The organism is Moraxella bovis, from assembly GCF_002014975.1.
In the GTDB taxonomy this organism is placed as follows: Bacteria; Pseudomonadota; Gammaproteobacteria; order Pseudomonadales; family Moraxellaceae; genus Moraxella; species Moraxella bovis.
This window is the reverse complement of the sequence record NZ_MUXV01000059.1, coordinates 1-14,049: the sequence shown is the minus strand read 5'-3', so window position 1 is coordinate 14,049 and position 14,049 is coordinate 1. Positions and strand designations below refer to the sequence as shown.

Genomic DNA, 14,049 nt, shown 5'->3' with positions numbered 1-14,049 from the left:
ATTTTAGTTTAACAATGCCTAAATTTAATTTGCGAGCGGGTTTTGACCACAGCTATTATTTTATTTCTAGTTTTATTGGCGAGCATATTGCCTTTCATGCCAAGTATTTGAAATAATGAGAAAACACCTTTTTTACGATGAAAACGGTGTTTTTTTGTTTTCGGGCTGCCTGAAACGGTTTTATTTTACTCCTTAACGCGTAATTCCACAGCCGTCCGCCCAATCGCCTCCGCCATACTCACTTTTGGCACATAACCGAGTATTTGCCTAGCCTTATCAATGTTTAATACCATATCAAAATTCAACGCCCCGACGCTATAAGCGGTCAGAATCGGCTCTTTTTGGGTCAGTTTGGCGATGGTTTCTAGCCCTAATGCAAGCGTACGCAAAATCGGATATGGCACGGCTTTAACCTTAAAGTCCATTTTTAATTCATCAACAAACAAGTTATCCAGCACCGCCCTTAACGCCATCGGTTCGCCACCCGTAATGTTAAACGCCTGCCCGCTGATACCGCTTGGCAAATCCGTACGCACCGCACAGAGCATGGCTTCCACCACATTGTCGGCAAAAGTGAAATCCATCATCGCCCGCCCACCATTTGGCAAGGGCAAAAAGCCTTTTTGTTCAATCACTTTTAATAAACGGGGAATCAGCACTTGGTCGTATTTGCCAAAAATCGCACGGGGGCGGAGCATAATATAGCGTGTTTGGGGGAATTGTTGCACCATTTTTAGGATAACCGTTTCGGCTAGGGCTTTGGTATGGGCATAGTGATTGACATAAGAGCTAGGCTGATAATCTTCTTTAATATCAAGATGATTTTGATAGTCAAAATACAAAGATGGCGTAGAAATATGCACAAAATACGGCACGCCTGCCTGTCCTGCTTGCTCGGCAAGTTGCTTTGTCGCCCCCACATTGACGGCATAAAAATCCTGATACGCTCCCCAAGGTGATGACAACCCTGCACAATGCCACACCGCATCCACCGTCTCAAAAATGTGGTTGGGCAACCACTCCACCGCCAAATCGCAGGCATAAGTCTGACCCCCAAGCGTGGCAAGCTCGTTCAATACTTCTTTGTTTCGCCCCACCGCAATGACTTGATGACCCCGCCCCAACGCCATATCGCAAGCTGTCCGCCCAAGTCCGCTCGTTGCTCCTGTGATTAAAATTTTCATTGATTACCCATTGTTTAAATTTGCCAAATCGCCCCTGCCAAAGTCAGCCCCGCCCCCGTGCCACCGTTTTGCCCCGTTGCCATTGCCCAGCAATGACCGCTTCGTGTAGCACCGTGGGCAAGAACGCAGAGACTTGATTGCCGTGCGTGGGGTAAATGTTGATGACTTTTTGTGGGTCAATGTGCAAGCGTTTGATGAGATGGCTCATGCCCAAATGACTGGCTTGATGGACTACCCACAAATCTATATCTTTGATGGTTAAGGGATTTTGTGGTGTGGCAAATAATTTCTCCAAAAAGACGGGCAACACTTCGCTCGTTTTTTTAAACACGCCAAAGCCGTCCATGGCAAAACAAAAATCGCTGTCCGTCATGCCTGTTTTGGGATTTCTTGCTGTGTCACCTGCCTTGATTTGACAATATTCAATGCCGTCAGGATAGCTTTGCATCAAAAAGCTCGTCAGCCCACCGCCATTGCCCGCCCCTTTTTCAAGAATGACGCAACTTGCCCCATCGCCAAAAATCAACGCTGTTTCATCGTTCTGCCAATTCAAGCCCCGAGACGCCAAATCGGACGCACAAATGGCAATGCGTTTGTAATACCCCATATTCAATAACGCTTCTGCCTGTTGCAAAGCAGGCAAAAAGCCCACGCAACTGGCATTGACATCATAGCCTGTGCCTTGCCAATTGAGTTTTGCAAAAATATGGCTTGTGGTGCTGGGCAAGGCTTGCTGTGGTACGCCATTGACCGTAATCAAAAGGTCAATGTCCGACAAAGACAAGTTGGCTTGCTTGCACGCGTCCAAAATCGCCTGCCCTGCCAACTCAGCTTGGGTTAAATGTAAATCAGCGTGATGACGATACAAAATGCCACTTCTTTTTTGTACATAGCCGTCTGGTTTATTTAGGTGTTTATCAAGCTCGCCAGAATGGACTTTTTGCTGTGACAATGCCTTGCCTGTGGCGATGAGGCGTAGGGGGAGTATGGTCATGATTGTACCTTTTGATAATAGTTGATAAACATTAAAACGCCAATTGCTAATATGAATCCTGCCAATAAATCCACCCCATAATGAAAGGCAAAATATTGGGTAGAAATCATCAAACCAATGGTAATAGGCAATAACGCCAAGCCAATTTGTACCGCTGATTGATAAAGAAAAATCCATTGATAAATACTGCAAATCCTGTATGTAAACTTGGAAATGCGTCAATGCCAACAATAGACCTCCTGCAAAACCCTTCCTATGCTAAAATACCCCAATGAACTACGAAGCATCCACACACTTATCTGATGAAAAGTTTAAACGCTTAATTGGTGTTAAGCGAGAAGTCTTTAACAACATACTTGCTTGTTTAGAGCAAGCACAAGCTAGCATACATCAAAGAGGTGGTAGAAAACTCAAAATTGGTATGCCCAATTTGTTAATGGCAACCTTGCAGTATTTTAAAGAATATCGCACCTATGAGCAGATAGCCGCTGACTTTGGCATCCATGAAAGCACACTTATCCGTAAAAGCCATTGGATTGAAGACACACTAAGCAAGCAAGGCTTTGCCATTGCCACCCAAACACCCACCAAAGATGACATTGCGATTGTGGATGTGAGCGAAGTGCGTGTTAATCGTTCTAAAAAAACCAAGCATTGATGTATTCTGGCAAGAAAAAGCGTCATACCGCAAAGGTGCAATGTATCATCAATCACCACAAGGTCATCTTACAAGTAGACACCAGCATCATTTAAATGCATGACTTTAAGCTCTTTAAGTGTAAATAACGGGTGAGTTTTTTACACTTTACCAATATTTGTGGTTTTTATTTATAATACGCTTTTTACTTTTGATAAATCGCCATGAAATTAAGAATCCTAAGTGTCGGACACAAAATGCCTGCATGGGTACAGACAGGCGTGGACGAATACGCCAAACGCATACAGCCAATGATGAGTACCGAGATTGTGGAGATACCCCCTGCCAAACGTGCCAAAAATCCATCATTTGCCGAAATAGAAAAATACAAAACCCAAGAAGGGCAAGCCATTTTGTCCGCTCGCCTACCCAAAGAAAAGCTCTGGGTGCTAGAAGTCAAAGGCGAAATGCTCTCTACCGAACGCCTTGCCGACCGTTTGCAGACTGCCATGACGGACGGCACCGATATCGCTCTGGTCATCGGCGGGGCGGACGGGGTGTCGGCGGACGTGCTAACGCAGGCGGATTTTAAATGGTCGCTGTCGGATTTGACCCTGCCCCACCCTTTGGTGCGAGTGGTGCTGATAGAACAGCTCTATCGGGCGATGAGTATCATTAATAATCACCCCTATCATCGGGCGTGAGTGGGTAGGGTACACACATTTGAAATAGGTACTGTTCAATAAAGAGATATTTTTAAAATTTAGACGTGTAGGGTAATTTATTCATCCAAAAATCAATGCGTTTATAGGGCAAATGCATCTAAAAGCACGGTCAATTAACAATACCTTTAAAACACCCCCTTTGCCGTAAATACCCCCACCCCACCGCCAAACTCGCCCCTACCATATCCGCCACGCCGTCCCATACATCCATGGTGCGTGTGGTAAAATAGCCTTGTATCAGCTCGCTTGCCATCGCCCAGCCCAAAGCCACCGCCCACAGGTAGAGTGCTTTGGTTTTGGTATTGATGTTAAATAACAGTGATAACAAATAAAACTGCCCAAAAAACATCGCAAAATGAACCACTTTATCCAAATGGCTAATGCTTGGCACTTGACAGCTTGGTACACGCAAAAAAAGTCCATAGCAGGACAGCCCAAACCACACCAGTATGGCAAACCACAGCCATTTGACAGAAAATTTTATCATCATCAATCATCACATCACACAAACCGGTCATCATAACAAATTTTATGGTAATTTTTTATGAAAAAATGATGAATTTCACCTATAATATGTCCTTTGTTCGTCCATTTTTCATTTTCATGCAAATCATCAACTTAGACCCACATGCCCCCACCGCCTTGCCCCCACACGCCTTGACCATTGGCAACTTTGATGGGGTGCATTTGGGACATCAGGCAATGCTCCAAACCTTAATCAAAGACGCCACCAAGCAATCACTTGCCACTGCCGTCATGGTGTTTGAGCCACAGCCTAGGGAATTTTTTAGCCCACAAAGCCCCCCTGCCCGCTTGACAAACTTTGCCGAAAAAGTCGCCTTGCTGGGCGGTCATGGCATAGATTTTGTCATCAAGGCAAATTTCAATGACGATTTTCGCCACCTATCCGCCCACGCTTTTGCCACGCTTTTGACCACTTTGAGGGCAGAGCATCTGGTGCTGGGCGATGATTTTCGTTTTGGACATGACCGCACAGGCGATAAGGCGTTTTTGCAGGGGCTGGGGTTTAGCGTGGATAGCCTTGCCACTATCGCCCATGATAAGGTGCGAGTTAGCTCCACGGCGGTGCGTGGTGCGTTGGCACAGGGCGATTTGGACACCGCCAAAATCATGCTTGGGCGAGACTATACCATGACAGGGCAAGTGGTACATGGCGACAAAATTGGGCGTACGCTTGATTTTCCCACCGCCAACGTTGCCTTAGATAGGCTAAAACCTGCCACACAGGGGATTTTTGGGGCGGATATTTTAGCAGTTAAGGACGGCAAGGCAGTTGATTTATATGCCTTAGGGGGCGGCATCAAAGGTCAAACCGCAAGCAGCCTATTTGGGGCGGTCAATGTCGGCAAACGCCCAAGCGTAAACGGCACGGATTATCGCCTAGAAGTGCATTTGCCAGAGTTTACAGGAGATTTGTACGGCATGACATTGAGTGTGATTTTTAAAAAATACTTGCATGGCGAGCGTCATTATGAGAGTTTAGCACAGTTAAAAGACGGCATAAAAAGGGACGTGGATGAGCTTGTGGCATGGCACAATGCTTTATAACCATGACATCTAGGGCGTACCAAATGCGTCCTTTTTTGTGCGTGGCACGCCTGCTTTTAAAACAAACACTCAACAAAAAAGAGCGAATAATCGCCCTTTGTCTTTATCAAATTACTGCTCGTTCATCGCAAGCATCGTACCTGTATTTGCCGTAGCATCTAGGTAACGAGTATCACGCCATACGCTGTATCCATTGTGGTTGCGATACGGGCTAAAATTAGGCTGACGAAAATCTGATACCCACTGGCTACCATCATAGATTTGGATATGACCGTGCGGATTTTTACTGGTACGATTAAAGACTGCTACATCGCCAATCTGTGGTACGTAGTTGTCATTACTGATACGGGTAAAACCTGCACTGGCAAGCGTACCATTAGCATACTGATAGGCTGATGGCTGTGGGGTGAAGCTATAACCAGCGGATTGTAGTGCCTTACGCACATACATGGCACAGCGACCCACGCTCTTGCCGTGAGCGGCACGGGCAGCCAGACGAGCAGCTGTGGCAGGGGCAGAGCCATTTAGAGCAGCGACTGTACTGCCTGTATTATTGCTTGCTGAAAAGTTAGTGAGTGTTTGGGTGTTGGTGCTAAACCCTTGGGTCAGACGAGAATTACCTTGTGACGCCCCCATCAGCTCATTGATGGCACTGTCAAGCTCAGCATTGCTTAGCGTTTGGGTAGGCATGGGCGGTGCGATGATGTTTACTTGACGCTCGCCATTGGCAGATGAGATGGTGATTCTGCCACTTTCTGCATTTGCACTGACTGTCGTCAGGGTAATTGCCGACATTAACCAAAAGAGTTTTTTCATAAGATTGCCTCGCATCCATCATGCACGACGACACAGCGTTTGTCTGTGGGTTGGTCGTCCCCTGTTTACATGAGTGATGTCAGATGGGTTAGTTTTGTTAAAGCTTGGGTTTATGCCATACGCATCCGAACGTACTTTTTGGCTCAATAAGGCATTGGCATTGAGCGGGTGGCGTGATAAACTTAGCTCTTGGACACCATGTCCGTCAGTTTTTAAAAGGTATTATGATGAGTGATGACTTATATCTAAAAACCCATTTTCCAAACCACCTTGCCAATCGCACCGAAAAACAAGCGGCGGCAGGGGCGAAACTTCCCAAAGACCTAAGCAGACGACTTGCCTACTTTACTCACTTGACCCATCTGTCCGCCCCCCTGCTGTCAGGTGTGTTGGGCGAGCTTAGTAGTCAGATACAAGTGGCGTATGCTCATGATGATAAAATCACCTTAGCACTACCAACCATCACATCCGCCAATCATGTACGTTATCTACATCAAGAATGTCTGTCGGCACTGCATGAACATCCAGCATTTGGGCAGTTTTCAAAAATGGGGGCCATTGTCAATCACAAAATTCATCAGCGTGTCAGCGATCAAATCACCGCTCCAACCACCTTAGAAAAACCATTAAGCGAAAACACGGTGCGAACTATAACACAGACTGCCAAACTTGTCATCAAAAATCCAAGTTTACAGGCGTCCTTTATCAAACTCATTCAAACCGCCACCACCAAAGAATGATAATTGTTCTTAAATTTGGGACTTTTACGGTCTTTTTGTAATCTTATGTAAAGAAATCCGCCCATTTTCACAAAATTTCCATAAAACTCTCATAAAAGCCCTGTGCAAATCCCCCAAAACCCCCACAAACACAACAGCGAGCTACTGTCAGCTCGCTGTTGTGTTTATTACATTAGATGTTGATTAATTTTTGGGTTTCTTACTGAAGTTTTGCCCAAAACTTGCCAAACTCTAAACAATCACCTCTAATCATTGCCGTTGTTTAGCGGATTTTTGGGCGGAATGAAGACTATCGGACAGCTATTTTTGTCATAATTTGTTACAATTTCATAGGCACTGTCATCTGCCAATACCGCTCGAATGAGTGCGTTATTTAGGGCATGACCTGATTTATAGGCGTTAAATTTACCGATGATGTTATGCCCAATGACGAACAAATCGCCCACCGCATCTAGTATTTTATGGCGGACAAATTCGTTGGGATAACGTAACTCGCCATTGACCACCGATGTCTCATCCAGCACCACGGCATTATCCATACTACCACCTAAGGCAAGGTTGTGCTTTTTGAGCATCTCTAAGTCTTTTAAAAAGCCGAACGTGCGAGCCTGCGCCACTTCACGGGCGAAATTGGCGGTACTAAAATCAAGCGACGTGGTCTGCTCGGTCGCTTTGATGGCGGCATGATTAAAATCAATCTCAAAATGCATCAAAAAACCGTCATCATAAGGAGCAAGCTCCGCCCATTTGTCTTCATCAGTCACACGCACGGTTTTTTTGATTTTTAAAAAGGCTTTGGGAGCGGGCTGTTCTGCCACGCCTGCTTCGTCAATCAAAAACAAAAACGGTGCTGCCGAGCCGTCCATAATCGGAATCTCAGGGGCATTGACTTCTATATATAGGTTATCCAAACCGCACGCTGACACTGCTGAGAGCAAATGCTCTACCGTACCAACTCGTGCATCGCCCGCCACTAAGTTAGACGACATCATTGTATCTTGGATAAGCGTAGCACTCATGGGAATGTGGGCGTTATCAAGGTCGGTGCGTACGAACACAATACCCGTGCCGATGGGAGCGTCTCGCAAGGTGAGCGTGACTTCCTTGCCACTGTGTAGCCCTATGCCAGTGGCAGTGATGGGTGTGGCTAGGGTGCGTGCAGGATAATAGTTAATGTCGGTATTGTTATTCATGATAAACTCATCTGTCTGGATATCACGCATTTTATCATCTGATGGCAGGTTTGTCATCATGGCGGACATGAGTGGGATGTAATGACAATGATTGGTAAAATTAATAAAAGCGTGCTAAATGGTGCCAGTGGCAAATTTTTGTACCAATGCATGAATGCCATTTAGGGCAGGCTGATAATCAGGGGCGTATAAAAACAAAGCGAGCACGATGATGTAGAGCATGACATATCGCAGGGATTTTTTACGTTCAAAAAACTTTAATGCCGTGCCTGATGATTTTTTGAGTTTAAGCCCCAGCACATTGACGCTGTATATCTCATCTAGCACCAAATGCACCAACGACCCGATGAACAAAAATCCCCCAAACAACCAGCTGACTTTGGCGGTCATGCGAAAGCCATAAAACGCCCCATAGATGGCAAACAGTCCACACATCGCCATGTATGGCACCGAATGCACCATGCCTCGATGAACGGTGAGATGGCTAAACAGTCCTATCACGCCATAACGCACAACCACGAACGCCCCACCCCACACCATGAGTGCCTGCTCCACCAGCTGTGTGCCTGTGGTCTGATAGGCGGTGTACAAAATGGCGGTGAGCGTGGCGACAAATAACGACATGAGTGTAAAAAATCGCTTGGCAGGAATGGATGTTTCAAGGTCAATATCAGGCAACAGCCCACCAATAACCCCTATCGCCAAACAAAAAACGGCCGTGCCAAAGCCAAATAACCCACCCACAAAGCCAAACGTGGCAAGGGCAGTACTGGCAATGGCAGCAACGGTCAAATGCGTGGTGAAATTTGCCATAAAGCGAAAAACCTACCGACATAACAACAAATCCCCAAGCCGTAACTTGGGGATTTAGAATTTGGCACTCCATAGGGGATTCGAACCCCTGTTACCGCCGTGAAAGGGCGATGTCCTAGGCCTCTAGACGAATGGAGCGTAAAACTTAACGAACCAACACAAGATTGCTCAAAAAGCGTGCCTAGGTGCTTGTGTTTCTACTTCTAAAAAGAAGTGGTGGAGCTAAGCGGAGTCGAACCGCTGACCCCTTGCATGCCATGCAAGTGCTCTACCAACTGAGCTATAGCCCCTTTGCTAAGGTGGGCGTATTATATAAAAGCCTCTGTGTCTTGTCAAATACTTTTTAAAATAAGATTTAAAAAAACCGATAACTTATTGAAAATTATCGGTTTTTAATTAGCTTATTCTTGATTTAAAAAATTCGGCAAAGCTTTATTCGTCTCTTCCAATTTTTTCAATTTCTTTTTACCAAGTCCGCCCAAAACTTCACAGGCATGGCGTAGTCGTGATAAGGTCATGTCCGCCCCGATGACGTACATGGAGTTCATCACAGGCGTGCTAGACGTTGAGCCTGCAATCGCCACAAAAAACGGTTGCATAAAGTCTTTTAACTTAATCTCAAAATGCCCTGCCAAGCCTTTTAGGGTCTGATAAATGTTATTCTCGCTCCACTCGGGCAAGGCTTCTAGTTGCCATGTGGCAAGATAGAGAATTTCAAGTAATTTATCATTATCCAGCGTTTTATGGGCAAAATCGTCTGGTGTAACGTTTGGCAAGTTTTGAAAATAAAAGCCTGCCCAATTTACCGCATCAGACAACACATTAATGCGTGGCTGAATGGCTTTGGCAATGGCAGTCAGCTTATCATCATCGCTTGCCCACGCCAAAATCTTCGCCTTCAACTCGTCCGCACTCATCGCACGCAGGTATTCGCCATTGAGCCAGTAGAGTTTTTCAATGTCAAATACAGGTCCACCCAAAGAGACACGCTTAATATCAAAGCTCGCAATCATCTCATCCAAGCTAAATTTCTCCGCTTCATTTGGCAAGCTATACCCCATACGCCCCAAATAGTTAATCAAGGCTTCGGGCAGTACGCCTGCGTCCTTATAATAGGTGATTGACGTGGGGTTTTTGCGTTTTGAGAGTTTGGATTTGTCGGGGTTACGCAGTAGGGGCATATGGCACAATACAGGCATTTCCCAACCAAAATACTCATACAAAAGTTTGTGCTTGGGGGCGGAGTTAATCCACTCTTCGCCACGAATGACGTGGGAAATTTGCATTAAATGGTCGTCCACAACATTGGCAAGATGATAGGTCGGCAAGCCGTCTGTTTTTAGTAGAACCTGCATATCGACCGTTTCCCACGGAATGCTAATCTCGCCACGAAGCATGTCATGAATCACGCACTCGCCGTCTGTCGGCACACGCATACGAATGACAAAGGGCTTGCCACTCTCGGCAAGTTTATCACTCTCTTCACGGCTCAGATTGGCATAACGCCCGTCATAACGCACGGGCAAGCCTTGGGCTTCTTGCTCTTTACGCATTTGGTCTAGCTCATCTGTCGTGCAAAAACAGCGAAACGCATGACCTTTGTCCAGTAGTTCTTGGGCGTATTTTTTGTAAATCTCGGAACGCTCGGACTGGCGATACGGGGCGAACTGTCCGCCCACGTCAGGGCCTTCGCTCCATGTCAAACCTGCCCATTTTAGGGCGTTTAAAATCATCTGCTCACTCTGAGCGGTAGAGCGGACTTGGTCGGTGTCTTCAATGCGTAGGATAAACTCACCCCCTTGCGATTTGGCAAAAACCATATTAAACAAGGCAATATAAGCCGTGCCAACGTGTGGAAAGCCTGTGGGCGATGGGGCGATACGGGTACGAATGGGTTTGGTTGGATTTGTCATGAGATTTCTCAGAAAAATTTGGGATATGATACCAAAATTTGGCTTAGTTTTCAGCAGGGCGTGTTGAACTTTTGTATTTGCAATGAAAAATAGGGGAAATCGCCTGTTTGTCAAGAAAAAAACTTGAGACTGATAGCCATTCTATCAGGCAAGTTTTTGACGATGAAAAACCAGATTTAGCCATTTTTCATGCAAAAACGTACCTTTATTTCTAAAATATTTCTATATTGTAAATAGTGTTATAAAGGTTCAACACGCCTTAGTCTTATCAAGTATCAATCTCGCCCCTATCGGCAAATGGTCAGACAAATCAGACCACGGCACACCGCCATAGACTTGGGCGGATAGGACAGCCAAATGCCGTACATAAATGCGGTCAAGGCTTATCATGGGAAACTTGGCAGGGAAAGTCGCAGGGTGTTTGCCATGTTTGGTATAAAAGACTTCAGACAGCCCCAAATCCGCCATAAACCGCCCCGATTTTTTCGCCCAATCATTAAAATCCCCCGCCAAAATGAGCGGTTTATCCTTGTCAATCTCGCTGTTGATATAGTCGCTGATTGCCTTGTATTGCTTGGTGCGGTCGGCTTCTAGTAGGTTTAAATGAGCGTTTAGCACAACCACAGGCACGCCCCAACCGTCAGGGGCTATCTCGCTGTGCAAAACGCCCCGTTTTTCTAGACGTGAGACGGTGATATTGACATTGTGCTTGGGGTCTAGTCGGTGGCGTGAGAGCGTGGCGTTGCCGTGATTGCCGTGTGGGTAGCGGACGTTTTCGCCATAGCTGTGCGACAGCGACAAATATTCGCCAAACCACTCATGGTGCGACTGGTCGGGGTATTCGTTAAAAGCGACGGCTCGTTTTAGGTTTTGCCCTTGCACTTCTTGCAGACACAACACATCAATCGGCAAATCCGCCAACGCTTGCCCCATGCGTTGGAGCTTAACAAGGCGGTTTAAGGGCGACATGCCTTTATGGATATTATAAGAAACAACGTGAATGGGAGTCATGTTTTTGCTTTTAAAAATTCAAACAGTAAAAGACAAACATATCACGCTTTTATGACAAAAGCAACTTACCCCACGTCCACGCTACTCCTTGCAAAAGTGCGTTGTTATCCTTATTATAAACCCAAACTCTAAGCCCAAAATTTTTAGGAACACACCCATGATTGATTTTCACACACAAGCCCTAGATGAGCGTTTACGCCTTGTGGATTTTGACAAAACAGACGCAAGCACACTAAAAGCTTTAGTGGAGCAAGATTTAAAAATTGCCGATGAGTTTTTGGATAATTTGCCAAGCACCGATGAGCCAACGACAGCCCTTGACATCATCGGTAGGTTTAACCGCCTAAATCTTAACCTAAACCGCAGTTTTGGGATACTCTCCCACCTAAACAGCGTGGTGTCTAGCCAAAAGATTCGCACCGCTCATCATGACGTACTGCCTGCCTTGTCCGCCTTTTCTACCAAAACAGGGCAATCGGTGAGGCTGTATCAGCTTTATAAACTTGTGAATGATAATTTAGAAAAGCTAGAAGCAGACAACGCCCTAACACGAGCAGTAGAGCTTGCCTTACAAGGCTTTACGCTGTCTGGGGTTGCCTTAGATGATGACAAAAAAGCACGCTTTGCCGAGATTTCTGCTCGCCTGTCGGTACTGTCCGCCAAATTCTCGGACAACGCCCTAGACGCAACCCAAGCCTTCGCCCTGCCCTTGAGCCAAGCCCAACTCTCAGGCATTACCCCAAGCGGTCTTGCCCTGCTAAAATCGGCAGGCGACACCTATAAAGCCAAGCACCCCAATAGCGTACTGGCAACCGACTATGTTGCCACGCTTGACGCACCCATGTATCTGGCGGTCATGCAGTACGCCGATGATAGAGCCTTGCGTGAGACGCTCTACCACGCCTACAACACTCGTGCCAGTGCCGTGTCTAGCTATGGACACGCCGAATTTGACAATGGCGACATCATGAGCGAGATACTCACGCTACGCCAAGAAAAAGCCAAACTGCTCGGCTTTGACGACTACACCCAAGTATCCTTGGCAAGCAAAATGGCAAATGATAAAGACGAGATTGAAACCTTTTTAAAAACGCTCGCTCATCACGCCAAGCCCTTTGCTAAGGCGGATTTGGCGGACATGGAGGTTTTGGGCAAAACGCTTGGGCTTGACAAGGTTGAGCCATGGGATACGCCATACCTAGCCGAAAAAATCCGCCTTGAAAAATACAACCTAAACAGCGATGAGATTCGCCCTTATTTTCCACTCCCTGTGGTGCTGGGCGGTTTGTTTGATATCATCGGCAAGCTCTTTGGTGTGTCCTTTAACGAGCGGACGGCAGACGTGCCACGTTGGCATACGGACGTGCAGTTTTTTGAATTGCATGACAAAAACGGCTTGATGGGCGGGCTGTATCTTGACCTATTTGCTCGCACGGGCAAGCGTGGTGGGGCGTGGTTGTCAGGCTTTCAAGAAAAGCATAAAGACAGCCAGATTGAACAGCTTCCTGTCGGCTTTATCGTGGGTAACTTCTCGCCTGCGGTGGGCGATTTGCCAAGCCTTTTAACCTTTGATGAAGTTACCACGCTGTTTCACGAGTTTGGGCATGGCTTGCACCATTTATTGACCAAAATCACGCTCTCGGACGTGGCAGGTATCAGTGGCGTGGAGTGGGACGCTGTGGAATTGCCCAGTCAATTTATGGAAAATTTTGCCATTGACAAAGACGGGATTGCTCTCATCAGTCGTCATGTAGAGACAGGCGAACCCTTGCCCCAAGATAAATTGACCGCTCTGTTGAACGCCAAAAACTTCCAAAGCGGACTACAAACCTTACGCCAGATAGAGTTTGGATTGTTTGATTTACGCATTCATGGCAAAGAGCTGTCGGACTATGATGAAATTTTGGCGGTGCTAGACGGCGTGCGTGATGAAATAGCCGTCATCAAACCGCCTGCCAATAACCGATTTGCCAACACGTTTAGTCACATCTTTGCAGGGGGCTATGCGTCAGGGTATTATTCGTATAAATGGGCGGAGCTGTTGTCGGCGGACGCTTTTGGCAAATTTGAAAGCAGTCAAAACACCGCCACGCATGGCGTATTTGACCCTGCCATTGGTAATGCCTTCAAAAACGAAATCCTACAAATGGGCGGTTCTCGCCCTGCCAAAGACAGCTTTGTCGCCTTTATGGGGCGAGACGCTGACATGGGGGCGTTACTGCGTCATAGTGGGTTTGTCAAATAGCCAAATCACGGTTAACCAAGTAGTGTATCAGACCGTCATACGATAATCATAGACTGGTCACATCCGCCAGTATGGATGCGGTTATTTTATGATTGATTGATAACTCATTAATGATTTGTGTCGGTAACAGTAAGTGATGATACACAAAGCATATCTGATTGATTCGCTTACTCCAATCATCTATAATCACATTTAACCTCACCTCAAGG

At 46.3% G+C, this 14,049-nt stretch carries 13 protein-coding genes and 2 tRNA genes; 5 read left to right on the top strand and 10 right to left on the bottom strand.

From position 1 onward, the window contains the following. Positions 1-185: 185 nt before the first annotated feature. Entirely contained in the window at positions 186-1,184 is a 999-nt protein-coding gene (locus B0182_RS11755; protein WP_078275108.1) for an NAD-dependent epimerase/dehydratase family protein, read from the bottom strand. A 43-nt stretch (positions 1,185-1,227) separates the two neighbouring features. Further along, entirely contained in the window at positions 1,228-2,178 is a 951-nt protein-coding gene (locus tag B0182_RS11750) for a 3-oxoacyl-[acyl-carrier-protein] synthase III C-terminal domain-containing protein (protein WP_228157757.1), read from the bottom strand. Positions 2,179-2,449: 271 nt separating this feature from the next. On the opposite strand from B0182_RS11750, the gene B0182_RS11745 reads away from it, so the two are divergent. Together B0182_RS11745 and rlmH are read left to right on the top strand one after the other, a co-directional pair. After that, the gene (locus B0182_RS11745; protein ID WP_078275107.1) at positions 2,450-2,836 is read left to right on the top strand and encodes a helix-turn-helix domain-containing protein; all 387 of its coding nucleotides are present in this window, start codon (positions 2,450-2,452) and stop codon (positions 2,834-2,836) included. Positions 2,837-3,039: 203 nt separating this feature from the next. Continuing rightward, a complete protein-coding gene (rlmH, locus tag B0182_RS11740) occupies positions 3,040-3,519 on the top strand; it encodes a 23S rRNA (pseudouridine(1915)-N(3))-methyltransferase RlmH (RefSeq protein WP_078275106.1) in 480 nt (159 codons plus the stop codon). A gap of 130 nt (positions 3,520-3,649) precedes the next feature. Here the strand turns inward: rlmH and B0182_RS11735 are convergent, their stop codons facing one another. Next, a complete protein-coding gene (locus B0182_RS11735; protein WP_158079711.1) occupies positions 3,650-4,027 on the bottom strand; it encodes a VanZ family protein in 378 nt (125 codons plus the stop codon). A gap of 68 nt (positions 4,028-4,095) precedes the next feature. Between B0182_RS11735 and ribF the strand changes: the two genes are divergently transcribed. Next, positions 4,096-5,109, top strand: a complete 1,014-nt coding sequence (gene ribF, locus B0182_RS11730) for a riboflavin biosynthesis protein RibF (RefSeq protein ID WP_228157758.1) — start codon at positions 4,096-4,098, stop codon at positions 5,107-5,109. A gap of 111 nt (positions 5,110-5,220) precedes the next feature. On the opposite strand, the gene B0182_RS11725 is transcribed toward ribF, so the two are convergent. Next, entirely contained in the window at positions 5,221-5,925 is a 705-nt protein-coding gene (locus B0182_RS11725) for a CHAP domain-containing protein (RefSeq protein WP_029103867.1), read from the bottom strand. A 173-nt stretch (positions 5,926-6,098) separates the two neighbouring features. Between B0182_RS11725 and B0182_RS11720 the strand changes: the two genes are divergently transcribed. Beyond that, complete coding sequence (locus tag B0182_RS11720) at positions 6,099-6,665, top strand: hypothetical protein (RefSeq protein ID WP_143821735.1); 567 nt, start codon at positions 6,099-6,101, stop codon at positions 6,663-6,665. Positions 6,666-6,910: 245 nt separating this feature from the next. Here B0182_RS11720 and lpxC read toward each other — a convergent pair whose 3' ends face one another. The 6 genes from lpxC to B0182_RS11690 all read right to left on the bottom strand — a co-directional run bounded on the left by lpxC (position 6,911) and on the right by B0182_RS11690 (position 11,595). Continuing rightward, on the bottom strand, positions 6,911-7,858 hold the full coding sequence (gene lpxC, locus B0182_RS11715; protein WP_112742780.1) for a UDP-3-O-acyl-N-acetylglucosamine deacetylase: 948 nt from the start codon (positions 7,856-7,858) through the stop codon (positions 6,911-6,913). A 114-nt stretch (positions 7,859-7,972) separates the two neighbouring features. Next, positions 7,973-8,671, bottom strand: a complete 699-nt coding sequence (locus B0182_RS11710) for a metal-dependent hydrolase (RefSeq protein WP_078275103.1) — start codon at positions 8,669-8,671, stop codon at positions 7,973-7,975. A 62-nt stretch (positions 8,672-8,733) separates the two neighbouring features. Beyond that, a tRNA-Glu gene (locus B0182_RS11705) sits at positions 8,734-8,809 on the bottom strand. 76 nt (positions 8,810-8,885) lie between these two features. Beyond that, a tRNA-Ala gene (locus B0182_RS11700) sits at positions 8,886-8,961 on the bottom strand. 111 nt (positions 8,962-9,072) lie between these two features. Further along, complete coding sequence (gene gltX, locus B0182_RS11695; RefSeq protein ID WP_078275102.1) at positions 9,073-10,584, bottom strand: glutamate--tRNA ligase; 1,512 nt, start codon at positions 10,582-10,584, stop codon at positions 9,073-9,075. 249 nt (positions 10,585-10,833) lie between these two features. Next, positions 10,834-11,595: an endonuclease/exonuclease/phosphatase family protein gene (locus B0182_RS11690; protein WP_078275101.1), complete on the bottom strand. Its 762-nt coding sequence runs from the start codon at positions 11,593-11,595 to the stop codon at positions 10,834-10,836. 157 nt (positions 11,596-11,752) lie between these two features. Between B0182_RS11690 and B0182_RS11685 the strand changes: the two genes are divergently transcribed. Beyond that, positions 11,753-13,840: a M3 family metallopeptidase gene (locus B0182_RS11685; RefSeq protein ID WP_078275100.1), complete on the top strand. Its 2,088-nt coding sequence runs from the start codon at positions 11,753-11,755 to the stop codon at positions 13,838-13,840. Positions 13,841-14,049: the final 209 nt, after the last annotated feature.

Coding starts and splice junctions, on each gene's coding strand:
- B0182_RS11725 (WP_029103867.1), bottom strand. CDS start 5,925: ATGAAAAAACTCTTTTGGTTAATGTCGGCAATTACCCTGACGACAGTC.
- B0182_RS11750 (WP_228157757.1), bottom strand. CDS start 2,178: ATGACCATACTCCCCCTACGCCTCATCGCCACAGGCAAGGCATTGTCA.
- gltX (WP_078275102.1), bottom strand. CDS start 10,584: ATGACAAATCCAACCAAACCCATTCGTACCCGTATCGCCCCATCGCCC.
- B0182_RS11710 (WP_078275103.1), bottom strand. CDS start 8,671: ATGGCAAATTTCACCACGCATTTGACCGTTGCTGCCATTGCCAGTACT.
- B0182_RS11685 (WP_078275100.1), top strand. CDS start 11,753: ATGATTGATTTTCACACACAAGCCCTAGATGAGCGTTTACGCCTTGTG.
- rlmH (WP_078275106.1), top strand. CDS start 3,040: ATGAAATTAAGAATCCTAAGTGTCGGACACAAAATGCCTGCATGGGTA.
- lpxC (WP_112742780.1), bottom strand. CDS start 7,858: ATGAATAACAATACCGACATTAACTATTATCCTGCACGCACCCTAGCC.
- B0182_RS11735 (WP_158079711.1), bottom strand. CDS start 4,027: ATGATAAAATTTTCTGTCAAATGGCTGTGGTTTGCCATACTGGTGTGG.
- ribF (WP_228157758.1), top strand. CDS start 4,096: ATGAATTTCACCTATAATATGTCCTTTGTTCGTCCATTTTTCATTTTC.
- B0182_RS11755 (WP_078275108.1), bottom strand. CDS start 1,184: ATGAAAATTTTAATCACAGGAGCAACGAGCGGACTTGGGCGGACAGCT.
- B0182_RS11690 (WP_078275101.1), bottom strand. CDS start 11,595: ATGACTCCCATTCACGTTGTTTCTTATAATATCCATAAAGGCATGTCG.
- B0182_RS11745 (WP_078275107.1), top strand. CDS start 2,450: ATGAACTACGAAGCATCCACACACTTATCTGATGAAAAGTTTAAACGC.